Consider the following 18,359-nt stretch of genomic DNA (forward strand, 5'->3'; position numbering starts at 1 on the left):
GCGGGCGAGGCGGCGGTGGAGTTCGATGATTCCGTTGATCGCTTCGGTGCCGTCCTTACATTTCGGCGCGTCATCGCTTCCGTATGGTGGGTATTCCGAGGTTCGTGGCGGTGCGCTGCATCTGGACGAGCTTGAGCTGGGCGGCGTCGAGGCTGACCTGTAGCCCGTCGACCTCGCCGAGCCAGCCCTGGTCGTGGGCCTCAGCGATGCGCTCGGTGAGGGAGGCGATGATCTGCTCGAGGCGGTCGTGCTGGGTGGGATCGGGCCGGAGCATGGGGCAGCGGATGCAGGCGTGTTCGTGCTGGCAGCCGGTGCCGTAGGCGCGCCCGCAGGTGCCGAGTTCGAGCTTGCGCTGGGCGAAGTGGCCGAGGAAGTCGTCCCATTCGCTGTCGGTGGGCTCGCGGTATTCCTCGGAGGGGCGTAGCGCTCGGCGGCGGGCGATGAAGGCGCGGTGGTGGTCGATGACGTCCTGGTCGTAGATGGCGACGTAGGTCTGGGTCGTGGCGATCGACTCGTGGCCGAGGATCTTGGCGGTGATGTGCACGGGCAGGCCCGAGGCGACGGCCTCGGTGGCGAAGATCCGGCGGAAGTCGTGCGGGGTGAACTTGGCGGGGGAGCCGTCGTTGTTGGTGATCTTGGCCGTGGCGACCAGCTCGTCGAGCAGGCGCATCACGTAGTTCTTCGTGATCTCGTGGTCGCGCAGCCCCCAGCGGCGTTGGAACAGGAACGGCAGTGTGGGGCTGTAGGTCCGTTCGGCGGCGTCGTAGCGGCTGATCAGTGGGATGTGCTCGGCGCCTTGGCGCACGTGGGTGATGATCTCGGCAAAGACCATCGCGAGCTCGGGGCCGATGACGAGGAGGCGTTCCTTGTCGGTCTTGGACGGGGTGATCTGGAGCATCGGAACGATCTCGCCGGTCGAGGGAAGCCGGTAGGAGACGAACGAGCGGTGGGTGATCTCGAGGACTTCCTCGATCCTGGCGCCGGTATGCCGAAGCACCTCGACCAGCGCCCATCCCCAGAACCCGCGTTCCGCCTCGAGGGTCAGGTTCCGTACGACGTCGGGCTCGCTGTCGGCGTAGGCGCGGATCACGCCCTTGCGGCCGGTGCCGCCCTGCGTGGGATCGGTGACCGGGGCGGTGCGGCGAAGCGTCTGGCCGGCGACGGTGAACTGGTGGCCAGGGGCGGTGCGGCGAGCCGCGTCGAGTCGTTCGCGCGTGGCGTCCCGGTGTGCGATCGCGGCGTCGACGAGGCGGGGCAGGAGTGGCGCGAGCTCGCGGGTGCGTTGGTGCATGCGCGATCGCGCGTGCTTCTGGGCCTTGGTCATGCCGGCCAGGTCGCGCGAGTCGACCGGCGTGGGCGCCGCCCAGGGCGCCCACCGGGCGGGGTCTTGCAGGGCCCAGTGCGAGAGGTCCGCGTAGAACGCGCGCACGCTCATCAGGACGGTGTATGGGTCCTGCCGCTTCTGGCCGACCCGGTTCGCGCCGTAGCGCACGACGTCGTGCAGGCGCTGCTTCCAGCACTGGGCCACCTCATCGCTCAGGTGCAGCGAGTTGATGCCCGGCTCGTGGATCTCGAGGTCTTTCCAGAACAGCAGGACGAGCTTGGAGGCCAGGTAGCGGATGGAGTTGTAGTCCATGCCGGGGCGCCGCTCGTAGAGGTAGGCCACGAACAGGTCGCGGATGGGGCGGCACTGCACGTCGTAGCGGTCGACGAGCTCCTCGATCGTGAACTGCCCCTTGCGTGAGGCGCCGTAGATCGTCGGCGGGCTGTCGGCCGGCAGGATGCCGGCGGTGAGCAGCAGGGAGTACCAGTGTGAGTGCTGACGGCTGCTGTAGCCGTCCTGCGCACGGTAGGCCTCGATGCAGTCCTCGAGCGTGATGTCCGCGAGCCTGCCGCCGTTGTGCATCAGCACCCTCGCCAGCTGACGCAAAGAGAATTGCGAGTCGGTCGGTTGCAGCCGGCGATCCTGCTGGCACAGCCGACGCATGAGCGCGAACCCCTCCGGGTCGCGCAGCTCCTCGCACCTGTCGAACGTGAGCTTTGACGCCATGTTCGAGTAGAGCCACGCGTAGTCCGGACGGATCACGTCGAGCACGATCAACCGCCAGGCCGCGCCCGTGAAGGTGCGTCGTCGGACCGGGCCCTCCTCGTGTCCGCCGATCAGGTCGATCCACTCCTTGCCAGCTTGGTCGACCGAGGAGGCGTGCCACCTCTGCTGCCAGGACTCACCCGGGAACCTCACCAGCCAGTCGAGCAACTTCCTGACGCCCGCGACCGCCTCACGCCTGTGACCCGGGCGCCGGGGCTGGTCACTCTCGAGCGCTTCGACGGCCGCGACGACTTCCTCGAAACTCTGCTGGGACGCGGTCCACACGGTCGGTCGCGCAATGGCCGGCGTGGGTAGCGATGGTGTCGGCGCCTTCGGTCGCAAGGCACCGTTGTTCGCAGGCGTGTGCCGGGACGGACGGGCCCCGCGCTCAAGGAACGCGACCGGGTCGACGCGATCAGCCACGAGAACCACTACCGAGGAGGAGTTCGAGGACCTCGGCCGAGTAGTCCGCGCTGCCGACAGCCATCGCCTGAGCTGGCCGGTCGGTACGACCGCGCAGGTGAGACTGCACCCGGGCGACGACCTCGTCCTCGCGGGGACGTAGGTAGATCTGGGTGGTGGTGATGTGCTCGTGCCCGAGCACCCACTGGACGTCGGTCAGCGACAGGCCGGGGTCGTCGACCATGCGCTGCGCGGCGGTATGGCGCAGGTCGTGCAGCGTCCACCCCGTGCCGAGCGTCGCGTTCGCGCGTTGAAGCACACGCCGCACGGCCGAGTAGGTCAGCGGCCGGATCGGGGAGCGTCGCGTCAACCACAGCGCGCGCTCCCCATCGGGGCGACGGGTCTGCTGCTCGTACAGCCGCAACCACACGAACGCGTCCGCGGACGCCGGCAGCCACTGGATGCGCCCCGAGCCCTTGCGCTGCACGGCGATGCGCTGCGAACCCGGGTCGATCATGTCCATCGTCGTGCTCAGCAGCTCCGAGGCCCGAGCGCCGGTCGAGACGTAGAACGAGAGCAACGCCCGGTCACGATCGCAGACCATCGCCGCGAACAGGTCGTCGAACTTCCCGTCCGACAACGCGCGAGGGATCCGATCGGGCTGCTTCTGCCGCAGCGGCGCCCGCCGGCCCGGCGCGAACGGTTGCATCGGGTTGTGATGGGCCTGGACCCGCCGCCCGTTGCGGTGCTCGGCAGGCGGCACCGGGTTGACCACGGGGCCCTCGCCCGCGCGGATCCGGTCCTCGTAGAACATCTTGATCACCGCCAGGGCGTGGTTGATCGTCGCCGGTGCGTACCCGCGGGCGCGGCCCGATGGGCCGACCAGGCGCATCCACAACACGAAGTCGCGCGCTTCACCTCTGCCGGCCTGCTGCCATGGCACGCCAATCGCCGCGAGGAACCGCCACCACCGCAACAGATCCATCGCGTAAGAGCGCAGCGAGCCCGGGCTCGATCCCGAGGCGAGCATCGAGGCGAAGAAGTCGGCCACCTCCGGCACCGGCTCGCCGGCAGCGTCGAGCAGTGCTACCCCGACGGGATCACCATCAGGCACCACAACCTGCCCGACTGCCATCACCTCGATCGCCGTCACGTCCCGCGACAGCCCCACACTCTCATCCACCCCACGCCTCCCTCACGTCGTCGTGGGGCAGACCTCAGCACACCGCCCAGCCAACGAGAGCCCGGCGACCAGCACCCGGCGTGTCGCGTCGGCGTCACGTCGGCGAAACTGCAGGAAGGCGCATCGTTGGTGCGGTCAACGGATCGTGCGCGAGGGTCTTCACCTGCGCGGCCGGGTCCATGTCCGTGCGCACGAGCACTTGCCGGGTGTCGTAGTCGGTCATGCCGTTCGCGCCGCGGATCGCGTCGGCGTCTGGCATCCGCAGCACCTCATACCCCAGCGACTCGACCTGCGCGGCCAGCCCCTCCCACAGACCGGCGGGTGCCTCGCCTTCCAGCAGCTTCGGGCTTGGCAGCTCCGGCAGTTCGGCACCGTGAGTCCGGGACACATCCCACACATGAGCGGGAACGACGCTGACGATCCGGCGCTGCACCACCTCGCCCGGGCGCGGTTTCTCGCCTTTGGTCAGGCGTCGCCACGAGGCGGGGTCCTTCGGCGTCGCTGTCGCGAACCTCACCCGGACCGGCGCGCGAATCTCATAGCCGCCGCCGGCCTCGGCCCAGCGGCCCATCTTCTTCCAGTCCTGGAACCCGGCCACCCACGTCGGCGTCGGGGCCGACACCCGGCCCTGCTCGTAGGCGTCCAGGTGCTGCGCCCAGATCAGCAGCGTGTTGTTGAACGACCTCGACCGGAACCGTGCGGCGAACTCCATCGCCCGACGCCAGTCCTCACCCGACACCAGTTCCTCGACCGAGCGCACGATGCGTTCTTCGAGCGCGTCGAGCTTCGCTTCCCGTGTCTCGTTCCTCATCGCCATCGCGGGACCTCCCTCCGCCAGGGCCGCCCCGGGAGGGAGCAGCCGTGCGACCACGAGGTACGCCGGGCGGATCAGGAAGACGAGACGGACGACGGAAACGAGACTGGCGACCGTCAGGCTCCGCGACGAACCCGACTGGTCTCTACCGGACTACCGGAGCGAGGGTGTCCTCGGTTGTCGCACGAGCTGATCCTGCGGTTATCGTCGGGGCAGATGCGCGCTTCCGCCGGTTGAGTACGGAACCTTCTCCGTAGCTCAAAGCCCGATAACCGGCGGGAGTCAGCCCGACGCTACGGCGGAACTGGCGCGTAGCGAAATCTGAATCGCTCCAACCCACCTCGCGAGCAATCAGAGCGATCGGCGCATCGGATTCGCGCAGGAGCGCGGCCATCCGCTCGGTGCGAAGCATCGTGAGATAGGCGATAGGAGACTTCCCGAACGCCTCCACGAACAAGCGGCCGAGCTGCGACTTTGAGAGATGTACCTCGTCAGCGAGCTCAGTCGTAGACCATCGTCGCTGGGGTTCAGCACGCAGGAGATCAGCTGCCCTGCGAACTTCCGCTCGCAATGGTGCGAATCGGCGATGTCGTGGCGCGGACGGCCACGTTGTAGTGCGCTGCGTCGGCGACACTCGCACCTGCGAAGTCTTGACGAAGGGCGCGATCACATCGACCAGGCTGAACCAAAGAGCCTGCATCCGGTAGAAGTTCTTCGCGGGTCGTCCTTCGATGCTTAATGCCGCCAACTCATCGAGCCAGGGCATCAGCCCCTGGGTGCGATCCTCGCCGAGGCGGAGTACCTGCGCAGGTTCGGTGTACATCGTTGCTGCGAAGTCCTGGGCGTCGAGACGGTGGCACAAGCTGCCGACGTGCTGCCAGAACACCTGGTCGATCACATAGTCCGTGTCTGCGTAGATCGTCGTTACGGTGATGTGCCCCTCGGGCTCGCTGCCACATAGAGTGTTCGCGCCGAGCAAGATTACGTCGCCGGGCCCGACGGGCTGTTCACCAAACTCACTGAAGAGGATTGCCGAGCCATCGCGAACGACGATCACCTTCACGCAGTCGTACGCGACCGGCAGGCGAGCACGGGAGATGGTTGCGGTACGAACTATGAGTGGTTCGTACCGCAACCCTCGCCTGCTTCGATCAAACGAGCTGTTCGAGGGCGCCATAGAGCACCTCGTCCATCACATTTACGTGCTCGCGGATGCCTACGAACTGCCCATCGAGTCAGTGTTCGTGACTTCGACGTTGGGGAGGGCAATTCGCGCGGCAATGCCGCCTGCAATACAGAGACCAACAATTGCGAGTCCGCTGCTGAGTACGTAGGGCGATAGCCCGTGGGCGATCGACGTAAAACCCAAGCCGACGTAGACGGTGACCCCCGCGGACCCGCCGAGCTGGTCCGAGGCCCGCTGGACCCCGGACGCGACTCCCGCATCCTCTTCTGTGACCTCGGTCACCGCCGCATACTGCAGTCCAACGAGCCCGAATCCCATGCCTGCGGCGATAAACAGCATCGCGGGGGTCAGCAGCCATGCGGGGGCTTCCAACTGCGCAGCTACAGCGATCACGATCATGCCTACTCCTGCGGAACTTAGCCCGACAACGATGCAAGAACGCGCTCCCCAGCGCCCCAAGAGGCGGGGCACGATGGTCACGGCGGCGATGAGTGCCACGGCAAGGGGCAGGAGTAGCAGACCGGCTTCCAGTGGGGAAAGACCGACTTCATCCTGTAGGTAGAACGTGAACAGCAGGAATGATGTCGAAAGCGCCGCGCTCAGTAGTGCAGTCGCAAGATTTGCTCGCACCCGTGTTCGGTTATGGAAGAAGGTCAGAGGAACCAGAGGATTCGCGGCTCGGCGTTCCACTGTGACGAACAGGCCTGCGGCGACACTCGCTCCTACCAGGGCGGCGATTGCTAGCCATGGCAGATTCCCGGTGTTCTCTCCGGCTTCGACCACCCCGAATGCGAACAGCAGGGGTGCGCTCGTCAGCAGGATCGATCCAAGGAAATCCAACGGGGCGCGCTCTTGTTTCTGGTCGCGTGGCAGGAGGACGACCGTGGCGAGCAGTACGAACAGAATGAATGGAACCGCGATGAGGAAGATCCATCGCCACCCCAGGTGTTCGGTGATGATTCCCGAGAGCACGAATCCCAGTACGAGACCGCAGCTCGCCACTGCCGCCCAGACGCTCAGCGCACGGCTGCGAGCCTTCCCTTCGGGGAACAAGAGCACGATCGTTGCCATCGCAGCAGGCAGGGCGAGTGCTTCACCTGCTCCCTGGAGCAACCTGGCGATCACGAGTAGCGCGAAGGAATCTGCGAGCCCTGCCATCAGAGAGGCTGCTCCGAAGATCGCGGTACCGGTGAGAAGGAGGCGGCGGCGGCCAAAGACGTCCCCCAGGCGGCCACCGAGCATGAGCAAGCCACCGCCTGCGATGGTGTAGCCGACGACCACCCATGTCAGGCCGCGCGGGTCAACGCCCAGATCGTTGCCAATGGATGGCAGCGCTACGTTGACCACGGTGACATCTACGGCGATGAGGAATTGCAGGACAGACAGGCACACGAGGACTGCCCAGGAATGTGCGGCCGAAACTTGCGCTGGCCGCGACGATGAGGTGCTGAAAGACATTGAAACTCCGCTGCTCGAATGAAGAATCGGGCGACAACGTGTGTCGCTCCGAACCGACGATCAAGCGACGGAACGTGGAAACTGAAAAGTGAGAAGACGTTCCGCCGCTAGCGGAGCGTCTCCGTCACAGCGGCAGCGGCCGCAGCAGAAGCACCTGACATGCCTCCCATCCTAACCGACAGCAACTACGGATGCTTCGGCCCTGCTGTCCTACGTCCCGCGTTGAGACGCCCCGTCGACGTGGCGCCGGGCTGCGCCAGCCCGCCGCCACCCTCTCGCAGGTCACCAGAGCCACCACGCGTCTTGCAAGCGAGGAGCGCACCCGTAACAGAGAATGGGTTCATGGCTGAATCCTGTGCATTCTGTGGCTCCGCAGGGCCCCTCACCCGCGAGCACGTTTTCGGTCAGTGGGTGAGCAGGATCGGCCTCGATCTAACTCCGATGCGTCACCATGCGGGTCCACTGAATGGACTGCCGCGCGACATGGGAGAGCAGCCGCCATTCAGGCAAACAGTGAAGAGATTCTGCGCATCATGTAACAACGGGTGGATGAGTAACCTCGAAGGCGTCGCGCAGCGGGCGCTGACGCCATTGATACTGGACGAGCCTGGGACGATTGCGCATGAGGATCAAGCCGCGATCGCGACGTGGGTCCACAAGACTGCGCTGACAGCAGTGCTCCTGTCTAGCAAAGAACAGCGCGAGAACGGCTACGGGCTCTCACCCTCCGAGTACAAGGCGCTCTATGAGCGCAGGGAGCTGATGCAACCGCTGGACTTCAGTCAATTCTGGATAGGCCGATTCAGGGGGGTCGAGGGGTTCTCGGCTGTACGTGTCACTCCGCTGACGGTTCGCCTCCCGAGCTTCCCCGAGCCGCCGCTGCCCCAGGGCTACGCGATGACAATCGTCCTCGGCTCGCTCCTGCTGCACGGCGTACGGTTCACCACGCCAGGTTTACAGGCAGACACGACCACAGGCATGGGGATGCCGCAGTTCTGGCCATCGGAGACATCCGTACAGTGGCCGGCTGGTCAGACTTTCACGGAGAGCTCTCTGATCTCTATCGCGAGTGGAGGGACGTTGCACGCGACGGGTGGCGAGGTGCCGATACAACCCTGGAGTCACGCGGCCCACCTCCCGCAGAGCGAGTTCGAGAACGGGACTGTTAAAGTACCTGCGCTGTGCCGCAAGCACGACATCCACTATCCCGTGGCGCTGCTACAAGAAGCCAAGCAGGGCCGTTCCTACGCATTCATGACTTCGTGCGCATGCTCCGCCTACCTGATCCATACGGACTCCGATCGCGTGCGCTTCAGAGGTGCGGGCGAGCCGGAAGGCATCGCTGCCATGTACGCCGACATAGCTGGAGAAGAATTCGTCGTCGAGGATCAGATCGGGGAGTTCGTCTGTAAGAGGTTGCTCGCCTGAACCGATCAGCAGCGTCAGGAGCGCCGCGGGTGCACCTACTGCATGTGACGGTCTCGATGCGGGTGATGTCTGCTGGTGACGGCTACAAGTACCTGCTGCGCACCGTCGCCACCGGTGACGGCGACCGGGTGCTCGCCACGCCATTGACCCGCTACTACACGGAAGAAGGAACGCCGCCGGGGCGATGGCTCGGGTCGGCCGTTACCTCGCTCGGCGGCGGAACAATCACTGTCGGTGATGAGGTCTCCGAGCAGCAGCTTCAACGCCTGATCGGGCAGGGCCGAGACCCGGTGACCGATAAGGCGCTCGGCAGTCCGTATCGGAAGTATCCAACCGTGGCTGAGCGGATCGAACACCGCACCAACAGGCTCGACGCCGGCCTCCCGGTGACGGAGCGTGCCGAGGCAGTCGCCGCAATCGCGGCTGAGGAGAGTGCGCGTGGCGCGCGGAAGGCGGTTGCGGGGTTCGATTTCACGTTCTCGATTCCGAAGTCTGCCTCGGTGCTGTGGGCGGTGTCGGACGCGGGGACGCAATCGTTGATTGCGGATGCGCATCATGCGGCGGTTGCGGAGATGGTTGCGTTCATCGAGCGAGAGGTTGCAGCGACGCGCGTCGGCGCGGCAGGACGCAACGGGGCGGTTGCACAGGCTGACGTGTCTGGGGTGATCGCGACCGCGTTCGATCATTACGACTCACGGGCGGGTGATCCGCATCTGCACACGCATGTGGTGATCTCGAACAAGGTGCAGACCGTGCACGACGGCAAATGGCGCTCCCTCGACGGTCGCCCCCTGCACGCCGCGACCGTCGCCCTCTCTGAACTCCATGAAGCCGTGTTCGCCGATCACCTCACCCGTGCGTTCGGCGTCGAGTGGGAGGCGCGAGACATGGGGCGTGACCGCAACCCTGCCTGGGCGATGACGACGGTTCCTGAGCGACTGGTGGCGGAGTTCTCATCGAGGTCTAGGCAGATTGACGAGGAGAAGAATCGTCTTATCGCTGAGTACGTTGCCCGTCATGGCAGGCAGCCGTCGCTTGCGACCGTCATCAAGTTGCGTGCGCAGGCGACGGTGGCGACCCGCCCGGAGAAGCAGGTCCGTTCCCTCGCAGACCTCACTAACGAGTGGCGGGAGCGTGCGTCGCACGTTCTCGGTGAAGACGCCACCCGCTGGGCCCGCACCGCCACCGCCAACGACGCCCTCATGCTGTTGCGCGCGGACGATGTGCCGTTGGACGTGATCGCCTTACTGGGGCGCAGCGTGGTGGAGGCGGTTGGTGAGAAGCGGTCGACCTGGCGGCGCTGGAACCTCACCGCCGAAGCCGCACGACAGACCATGCCGTACCGGTTCGCCACCACGCAGGATCGTGAAGCTGTCGTCGGGATGGTGGTCGATGCCGCCGAGCGCGCTTCGATCCAGCTCACCCCGCCCGAGCTTGCGTCCAGCCCTGCCGTGTTCCGTCGGGCTGACGGCAGCAGCAGATTCCGACCAGTCGCATCGACCGTCTACTCATCGCCGGACATCCTGGCGGCGGAAGACCGGCTCCTCGCGCGCGCCCGCACCATGACCGCACCCACCGTGCCCGTCGAGGTGATCGAGAAGACCACCCGGCGCCCAGACCGCGACGGCAGGCTCCTCGCCGGCGACCTCACCGGCATTGCGATCTCAGGTCGAGCAGTGGACGTCTTGGTCGGCCCGGCCGGGGCTGGGAAGACCACAGCGATGCGCGCCCTACGCACGGCGTGGGAGCGGGAGCACGGGCGCGGCAGCGTCGTCGGGCTGGCCCCGTCGGCGGTAGCAGCGCAGGTCCTCTCTGATGATCTCGGTATCCGGGCGGAGAACACCGCGAAGTGGTGGCAAGACCACCAGAACACCGGTGCGTTATTCCGTAAGGGGCAGCTCGTGATCATGGATGAAGCCTCCCTCGCCGGCACCCTCTCCCTGGATCGCATCACGGCGCACGCGGTGGAGGTGGGTGCGAAGGTGCTGTTGGTGGGTGACTGGGCGCAACTGCAATCCGTCACCGCCGGCGGCGCGTTCTCACTCCTCGTCCACGACCGCAACGACGCCCCCGAACTGCTCGACATCCACCGGTTCATCAACGACTGGGAGAAGACCGCTTCCCTTGACCTTCGTCACGGCCACACCGAAGCCATCGACGCCTACGCAGCCCACGGTCGCATCACCGGTGGGGACACTGGGGCGATGATTGATGCCGCCTATACCGCCTGGCGCGCCGATGCCCTCGCCGGGGTTTCGACGGTGCTGATCGCGGACTCGACCGAGTCCGTCCATGCTCTGAATCAGAGCGCCCGCGCTGACCTCATTCTCGACGGCACCGTGAACGCTCGCCGTGAAGTCGCCCTCCACGGTGATGCCCGTGCCGGGGTCGGCGACACGATCATCACCAGGAAGAACGACCGCCGACTCCACACCCCACGTGGCTGGGTACGCAACGGGGACCGCTGGACCGTCACCGACGTCCGCGACGACGGATCACTCACCGTCCGCCGCGCGAACAACCGCGGCACCGTGATCCTCCCGGCTGACTACGTCTCCGATCACGTTGATCTGGGATACGCCGTCACAGCCCACCGTGCTCAGGGCATCACGACCGACACCTCTCACGTACTCGCCGACCCATCCACCACGCGCGAGAACCTCTACGTTGCGATGACTCGTGGACGGCATGCGAACCTCGTTTACGTCGCCACCGACCGGCCCGACGACAGCCACACAACACCGCACCCCGCGGACGATTTGGATGCGACCGCGCGGAGCGTGCTCCACGGGGTACTGCAACACGTCGGCGCGGAACTCTCCGCACACGAAACGATCACCGCAGAACACGAGCAGTGGGGCTCCGTGTCGCAGCTCGCCGCCGAATACGAGACGATCGCGCAAGCCGCCCAACACGACCGCTTCGCCATCCTCATCCGCCAATCTGGCCTCACCCCGGACGAAGCAGAAGACGCGATCCGCTCCGAAGCATTCGGGGCACTCTCAGCCGAGATGCGTCGAGCGGAAGCGAACCACCACAACATCGACGCTCTCGTGCCGCGCCTGGTGGCCGCTCGCGGGTTTGGCGACGCCGACGACATTGCCTCGGTGCTTCACCATCGCCTGGCACGAGCAACCGCACGACCGGCAGGTTCCGGGCGCACCCGTAAGGCGCCCCAGCTGATCGCGGGTTTGATCCCCGAAGCCACTGGTGAGATGAGCGCCGAGATGCAGAGCGCCCTTTCTGAGCGTCACGATCTCATCGAGCAACGAGCTGACGCGATCCTCGACCACGCCGTCAGCGAGAACCAAGACTGGGCGGTCGCACTCGGAAAGCGGCCCGCCGAGCCTAGAACAGCGGCAATGTGGCGCCGCCAAGCGCGCACGGTCGCGGCATATCGTGACCGCTACGGGATCACCGCGAAGACGCCACTCGGCCCAGCGCCGGATAGTGACGCGCAGAAGATCGATGCCGCACGAGCAGCAGCGGCACTGGCGAGACTTCGCGACATCGCTGCCCAGCGGCCGGAGCCGGACACACGCCGGTCGCAGGGACGCGACCGATCCGGCCTCGTGCGCTGAGCCGAGGCCGACGGGCTCTTCCCGATGTCTGACGTGCGACGTACAGTGGAAGGACAAGCAAGGCGACTTTCAAATGTGTGTCGCCGTCACCCCGAGCGTGACGGCATGACGGCCTCCGGGCAGTCCTTCAAGGTTCTTTGTCGCCAGACCCTGAGAAGAGGACTGCCGTCATGATCCGCCAACTCTGGGACCTCAGCATCTACGCCCGCGCATTTCTGCGCCGCTACATGCCCACCAACATCCTCCTCAACACCATCCGAACCCGCCGAGGACTCAAATGGGGCGTACCCGCGATGCTCCTCGCCGCGCCGTACCTCCTCGCCGCGAGCATCTGCACGAACCTCATCGACAACGGCGCACCTGGATGGCTGTACCTGGTCGTTCTGCTGTGCGTATGGAACGCGTTGAAATTCCTGTGGATCGGGCCCGTCAGCCTCATTCATCTCGTGCTCATCCGAACTCGTGAGCGGCGCACGCGCTTGGCCAGCTGGAGCGCATAACACAAGGCGGCCGGAGGTCCGCCCGCTGCCGGAGTTTGTCGCTTGAGCGCAAGCCGCGCATTATCTAGCTCTGAAACTGGAGAGAGTGTGATGCCCGAGGAAGGTAGGCCCGGATGACTGAACCGAATCGTTCTCTTGTGCATCTGGAACGCCATGAAGCTGACCGTTATCGGGCGTGTCCGCGTGATCTTACTTATCCGAGCCAGACCGACCGAACGAATTGAGTAGCGATGCACTCGACATGATTATCGGGACTCCCTCGCCGAGGCAGGGGCTGCCGCTGCAGGGCGCGCATTTGAGTGCGCGGCCTGCAGCGACCTCGTTGGAGAAACGATCTGTCCTAGCGGGACATGATGATAACGTCCTGCGTTGCGGTTGCCACGGCTATGCCGTCCTTCACAATCCATGCCTGAACCCAGTGTGCGCCAGGGAAATCGCTTGTCTCCTGGATCTGGTTTCCGCGCTTCAAGATCTCTCCTCGGAATGCTTTCCGGCTTGCCGCTTCGGGCCCAGCGTTCCGGACCTTCCAGTACACGTCGTACGGTTCCTGCACAGTGCAGCCCTCGATTTCGAATTGGAGGGAGCGCCCGATTGGGACCAGATTGCCGTTCGCGCTGAGCGGGCGGTAACGCCCGCGACCCTTCTTAGTTGGTGACATCCGGCCGACGATGCGGAAGGTGTCGGCGGCTGACCGACGCTCGGGGTAACCGAATCGTTCCGTGATGGTGAGCTCTCCGGGGGCCATTTGGTGTTCATAAGTCGGTGTCTTCGGCGCGGCGGATGCGGAGAGCGCCAGTGTGGAGGTGGCGCTGCTCGCGCCGAACGAGTCGCCGAACAGCTTCTTCCACTTGTCGACGCTCTCAGAAGCCGCGGCGTCGATCGCTTCGCGGGCCAGCCGCGCCCAGCGCTTCAGTTGGCTCTTGAGGTTGTCGAATCCTGTTTGGGTGAGACGGTCCGCGAGGTTCTGACCGATGCGGTCATCCACCCACGGTGGCACCGAGTGCAGTTCGAGGTAGTCGCGGAGGTCTTCGACCAGTGCGGTGAAGGTTGTTGCGATGTTTCCATAGTTGTCTATGCCGGCGAAGCTCTTCACTCGTTCGGCGAGCAACGCGGCCAGCACAACGGAAGGGCAGTCGATGGAACTGCGATCGCGCAGCCACTTGACGAGTCGGATGACGCGAACGAGATGGCCGTTAGTGGTGCCGTTCTGTTGGTTGAACCAGTCCGTGAAGGCGGTCGGGTCCTGTCGAATGAACTCGTTACGGGTGCGATGGGTGATGTAAGTCAGGCCGTCGGCGCGTTCGATGAACGGTACGACATCGATGTGGAAGTCGTTGGCGAAGTCGATAGTCACGCACCGCTTCCCGAGCACCGTCTTTTCGGCGTAGCGGGGCACCGCGTCAAGCGCCTTCTTCAGCTCGAGAGTGTACTTCTTCGGTTCCCACTCGTCCTGCTCAGCCATCGGAAGCAACACGTCCGCGTCGAAGTCGTTACCGGACAACGGCTTGATGATGGTTCTATGTGCGAAGGATCCCTGCGGGATAAGACTGCCTTCGAGCTTGTCCTCGAGGATGGTGCTCTCTTCGAGCGCGGTATCGAGAGACGAGACCCGTGAATGCAGCGTGTCGAGCCGCGCCTGGTTCAGGTTGACGTGGTCGCGGAGGAAGTGGTTGAACTCCCTGATGCGTGCGGTCATTCGGTAACCTCCATAGCAGCCTCGTAGCCTTCGACGGTGAGCTGATACACGACCATCGTCGGCTGAGCGGTACGCATACGGTAGCGACCTATGGCGATGGCAGCGGGAGCCGGCACTGATGCGATCAGGTGCAGCGTACGGATGCCGGGGAGGTCGTTCTCGATCTGTGCAAGCGCCTCGCGCCACGCACGTCCGAACTCCTCCAACGCTGCGCGGGTGCTGATGAGCTCGGGGTGAGGCATTTGCCCTATGGGCGAGATAACGATGCGTGGGAGGGATACCAGACCCGAGGGAAGGCGGGATTCCTTTACAGGCGAGGTCAGCTCGACGATGACTGTTGCTTCGTTCGCGGGAGTGGGCGATGAGATGAGGGTGACGTTGAACTTCGGCGTCTGGATGCCGTCATCCCATGTCCACGCGGTCACGTCGTCGACGCGCTTTCGTCTGAATAGCCGGGTCTCGGTCTTGTCGTCAAGCTTTGATCCCAGGTAGACCAGCGAAGGGATAGGAGCGAGGGCGAAGACGCTGATGGTCTCTATGTCGCCGGCTGTGACAGCTTCAGCGACTCGAGCTGTGAGGCGATCGAGTTCTGTCCGATGCGCGTCCCAGGCCCATCCGTCATTCGAGTCGCCGGGGAGGTGGAGTGTGAACGCACCGTTGCGGGTGTCGTCACCCATGCCTGTGTAACCCTCGGGTCGTAGCGCCTCAGCGACCTGTGAGAGCGAGATCGGGGCGGCTGTCCCGCGAATGTCGGCGCTCACGGTCACCACTGAAGTGGGTCGCAGGATTGCAAAGTCGGTAACCTCGCGGACGCGGCGCTCGTGCAACTGCTTCTTCTGGGTCAGAAACTCCACTGTGTACTTATCGCGATATACCTTGTCGTCGATGCGCTTGTGACACGAATAGCAGAGCAACAGAAGATTCTCTTCGAAGGCCCGGGCGTTCGCGTCCAGGTCCGATTCGCCGCGTGGCGCGTTCTTGCCTGAGCCGGCGCCGACGATGTGCGCGATCTGTCCCACCGGGATGGCGTGCCAGAATGAGTCGGCTCCGTCGAGGAGATAGGTAGCGCAGAGCACGCACCGCCCGGCGGCCTTCGCCCATATTCGAATCCTCGTGCTGTCTGGCACGTCCTTACGCTGAACCTCTGTGTCGCGTGTGGTGACCTCACTCACTACTTCTTTCATCATGATGCGCACCTCCGTGGACGCACCGAAGCGGTGAGTTGCAGGGCATACGTCGTCTTGACGTGCCTACGCGGGCTTAAGAACGGAAGCACCAATCTCGCTAGGTCATGGTGCTCTCCGCCCTGCCCCTCGTCCGGGTCTCGGGTTGTAGTGCTTCGGGATTCCAGGGTATCTACAGGCACCGACATTCAACCGAACCGTAAGAACGACAAGTTCGTGGGTTCCACGAGAACAAAACCTCGATCAAAGGATTCTGAGTGACCACCGCTGTGAACCGCGATTGTGACGGCGGTATGACCACGCCTTTTGAGGTAATCAGGTTGGCTCCGGCGTCAGAACACTAGATCGCTGAGACTCGACGCCCATTCACCAGTTACTGCTTGCATCGGGGCGAGCCTGTCGGGGAACTCGTTGTGTCGGTTCATGGTGGCTGTCGCGCCGAAGCGGAACTCCCATCGACCTGTCGGGGAGAACAAGCAGGCTGCGACGACATCGAACCCGTCGACGGGGTAGAACCTGGATGCGGGGTCGTTCTGGGAGGCGCGGGTCTTCTGCACCTCGACCTTGAAGTCGCCGTTGGCGTAGGTCTTCGGGCTGGCGTTCTTGCACTCGACCCGAAGTATCCGCCCATCGTCGAGGGTGACGTTGAAGTCATGCTGAGCGTCGAGATCGAGACGCTCGACAGACGCGACGTCGGGGGCGTGCTGGAGCTGGAGTTCGAGGTGGTACTCGGCCACGCCGCCACGGACGGCGACCGCGAGACGGTTGCGGCCGCCGATGATGTCGAGGATCTGCTGACTAGTGAGTGCGAACTGCTCTTCGAGGACGTGACGGAGCGGCGCCTGGTCTGCTGCATCGCGGGAGGCCATTGCCAGGGCAGCGGAGTAGCGCAGAGGTGGGTCCAGACGCAGCGAGGTAGCCCGGCGTTCCAGGCGGGCGTAGTCGACCAGCCTGTCAGGAGTGAAGGCGACCACGGTTTCCAGGCTCGTCGGGGAGCGTGCCTCGGATCGCTTGTTGCCGGCCCGGTTAATCTTCTCCCAGACATGCCAGCCGCTGTCCTTGGCCTGGTCGATCTCGGCGTCTTTGGCGTAGAAGGAGATCCCCATCGGCAGCGGGTCCCAGAGGTTGGCGTCCAGGCCAAGGATGATCCCGGCTTCCAGGTCGACACCGAGGATCATCGTGACGTCCACGCCGGCGACGTCGCGGCCGACCGGATGCTCGCGCTTCCAACTCTCTTCGGAGCCGTAACGCAACTGGCCCCGCACCTCATCGTCAGGCCGATTCTTGATCACTTTGTGCGTGATCCGGAAGGGGTAGACGAGCAGGCCGAGGCGTTCATCGGAGTCCATCTGCACGCCGAGGTAGAGGGGTGCCCGGTTGGTGTCGCTGGCGTAGATCACTCGACCGCCGGACGCCTCGACCGCGTTGATGAGGAACTCGTACTGGTCGGCACGCCCGGAGACACGGTAGACCTCACCGAAGGCCCGGCGAGCGATCGTCTCGTCCTCCATCGGGCACCTCCTGACCTCGGCTGTCCACCGAATTCGTCGGTCACACTGGGGATGTCGGTGGCACTTGGCAGACTGCTCTCAACGATAATGGTTGTACACGTCCGTCCGCAGGAAGCGGGCGGCGTGCGCATGAAAGGGAGTGAGGTGGCGTATGGGTGAGCAACTGCCGGTGGTCAGTCTGTTCTCCGGCGCTGGTGGTCTCGACCTCGCCGTGGAGCGTGCCGATGCCGAGCCGCTGGTCGGTGCCGATCCAGGCAGTGGCCTGCTGCGGGTGTCGGTCGCTACGGACTACAACGAGCCCGCGCTGGCGACTCTCAAAGCTAACTTTGACTCCACCGCCACGCTGACCGGTGACATCCGCACCACACCGACCGAGCAGATCCTCGCCACGGCGGGCCTGCGGCCCGAGGAGCCGGTGCTCGTGGTTGGCGGCCCGCCATGCACCCCGTTCTCGAAGTCGGGGTTCTGGTTGGAGCAGAAGCGAGAGAGCCGCGACCCCAACGCCTCACTGCTCGACGAGTACGTCCGGGTAGTGCGGGAGTCGCGTCCCGAAGCGTTCGTGCTGGAGAACGTGCAAGGCCTGACCTACAAGACCCACAAGGCGCAGTTCGAGCGTTTGCTCAAGGGTCTGGGCGAGCTGGGTTATAACCCGCAGTGGAAGGTGCTCCTTGCCGCCGACTATGGCGTGCCGCAGCTACGCCGCCGCGTGTTCGTTGTCGGCAGGCGCGACGGGAAGAAGTTCGAGTTCCCCGAGCCCACCCACTCCGGGTGGAGCGAGCGTGACCGCACGATCGATACCACCAAGATCCCGCACGTCACCGCGGCCCAGGCCTTCGCTGATCTGCCCCGTCTTGTGCGGGCCTCGACGGAAGAGATCGTTGACGGGCAGTATGGCGAACTCGCCGCAGAGGTCCCGCCCGGCCAGAACTACCTCTGGCACACCGAGCGTTACGGCGGACGCAACCACTTTGAGTGGCGGAGCCGCTACTGGACCTTCCTGCTCCGGCTCGACCCCAACCGTCCCTCCACCACACTTCAGGCACAGCCCGGCCCCTGGGTCGGTCCCTTCCATTGGGAGAACGTCAAGACCGCCAACGGTGACCAGCGAGTACGGCGCCTCCGCGTCAATGAGATGCTCCGACTGATGTCCTTCCCCGACGACTTCAAGATCGACGGCACCCGAGCAGACGTACAGCGCCAGCTCGGCAACGCCGTACCGCTCGAACTCGGCAAAGCCGTCGTCCGAGCCCTTATGGACCAGCTTGGTTACCTATCCCCATCACACACCGCACGCGAGGTCATCTTCGCCTAACAACAACGAGGAGCC

The 18,359-nt window shown here is 64.8% G+C and carries 12 protein-coding genes; 4 read left to right on the forward strand and 8 right to left on the reverse strand.

The window, feature by feature from the left end; all coding sequences use genetic code 11:
- Positions 1-70 precede the first annotated feature (70 nt).
- From AAEM63_RS07130 to AAEM63_RS07150, 5 genes are all read right to left on the reverse strand, one after another.
- On the reverse strand, positions 71-2,242 hold the full coding sequence (locus tag AAEM63_RS07130; protein ID WP_123918950.1) for a site-specific integrase: 2,172 nt from the start codon (positions 2,240-2,242) through the stop codon (positions 71-73).
- A 262-nt stretch (positions 2,243-2,504) separates the two neighbouring features.
- On the reverse strand, positions 2,505-3,674 hold the full coding sequence (locus tag AAEM63_RS07135; RefSeq protein WP_211338860.1) for a tyrosine-type recombinase/integrase: 1,170 nt from the start codon (positions 3,672-3,674) through the stop codon (positions 2,505-2,507).
- Between the two features lie 94 nt (positions 3,675-3,768).
- Complete coding sequence (locus tag AAEM63_RS07140; RefSeq protein WP_341360878.1) at positions 3,769-4,491, reverse strand: hypothetical protein; 723 nt, start codon at positions 4,489-4,491, stop codon at positions 3,769-3,771.
- 142 nt (positions 4,492-4,633) lie between these two features.
- Positions 4,634-5,551, reverse strand: a complete 918-nt coding sequence (locus AAEM63_RS07145) for an AraC family transcriptional regulator (RefSeq protein ID WP_268777302.1) — start codon at positions 5,549-5,551, stop codon at positions 4,634-4,636.
- Between the two features lie 153 nt (positions 5,552-5,704).
- On the reverse strand, positions 5,705-7,132 hold the full coding sequence (locus tag AAEM63_RS07150) for an MFS transporter (RefSeq protein ID WP_222843206.1): 1,428 nt from the start codon (positions 7,130-7,132) through the stop codon (positions 5,705-5,707).
- A 549-nt stretch (positions 7,133-7,681) separates the two neighbouring features.
- Between AAEM63_RS07150 and AAEM63_RS07155 the strand changes: the two genes are divergently transcribed.
- From AAEM63_RS07155 to AAEM63_RS07165, 3 genes are all read left to right on the forward strand, one after another.
- Positions 7,682-8,560, forward strand: coding sequence for a hypothetical protein (locus AAEM63_RS07155; protein ID WP_341360879.1), 879 nt, complete (start codon positions 7,682-7,684; stop codon positions 8,558-8,560).
- 56 nt (positions 8,561-8,616) lie between these two features.
- Positions 8,617-12,141, forward strand: coding sequence for a MobF family relaxase (gene mobF, locus AAEM63_RS07160; protein WP_341361331.1), 3,525 nt, complete (start codon positions 8,617-8,619; stop codon positions 12,139-12,141).
- Between the two features lie 170 nt (positions 12,142-12,311).
- The gene (locus AAEM63_RS07165) at positions 12,312-12,641 is read left to right on the forward strand and encodes a sulfate permease (RefSeq protein ID WP_341360880.1); all 330 of its coding nucleotides are present in this window, start codon (positions 12,312-12,314) and stop codon (positions 12,639-12,641) included.
- Positions 12,642-12,981: 340 nt separating this feature from the next.
- On the opposite strand, the gene AAEM63_RS07170 is transcribed toward AAEM63_RS07165, so the two are convergent.
- From AAEM63_RS07170 to AAEM63_RS07180, 3 genes are all read right to left on the reverse strand, one after another.
- Positions 12,982-14,337: a cyclic GMP-AMP synthase DncV-like nucleotidyltransferase gene (locus tag AAEM63_RS07170; RefSeq protein WP_341360881.1), complete on the reverse strand. Its 1,356-nt coding sequence runs from the start codon at positions 14,335-14,337 to the stop codon at positions 12,982-12,984.
- Positions 14,334-15,509: an SAVED domain-containing protein gene (locus AAEM63_RS07175; protein ID WP_341360882.1), complete on the reverse strand. Its 1,176-nt coding sequence runs from the start codon at positions 15,507-15,509 to the stop codon at positions 14,334-14,336. The genes AAEM63_RS07170 and AAEM63_RS07175 overlap by 4 nt, the downstream gene beginning before the upstream one ends.
- Positions 15,510-15,853: 344 nt before the next feature.
- Positions 15,854-17,032 (reverse strand): hypothetical protein, encoded by a 1,179-nt coding sequence (locus AAEM63_RS07180; RefSeq protein WP_341360883.1) that lies wholly within the window; start codon positions 17,030-17,032, stop codon positions 15,854-15,856.
- A 151-nt stretch (positions 17,033-17,183) separates the two neighbouring features.
- On the opposite strand from AAEM63_RS07180, the gene AAEM63_RS07185 reads away from it, so the two are divergent.
- Positions 17,184-18,344 (forward strand): DNA cytosine methyltransferase, encoded by a 1,161-nt coding sequence (locus AAEM63_RS07185; RefSeq protein ID WP_341360884.1) that lies wholly within the window; start codon positions 17,184-17,186, stop codon positions 18,342-18,344.
- The last annotated feature ends 15 nt before the right edge of the window (positions 18,345-18,359 follow it).

The sequence above is a fragment of the Georgenia sp. M64 genome, from assembly GCF_038049925.1.
Lineage (GTDB): Bacteria > Actinomycetota > Actinomycetes > Actinomycetales > Actinomycetaceae > Georgenia.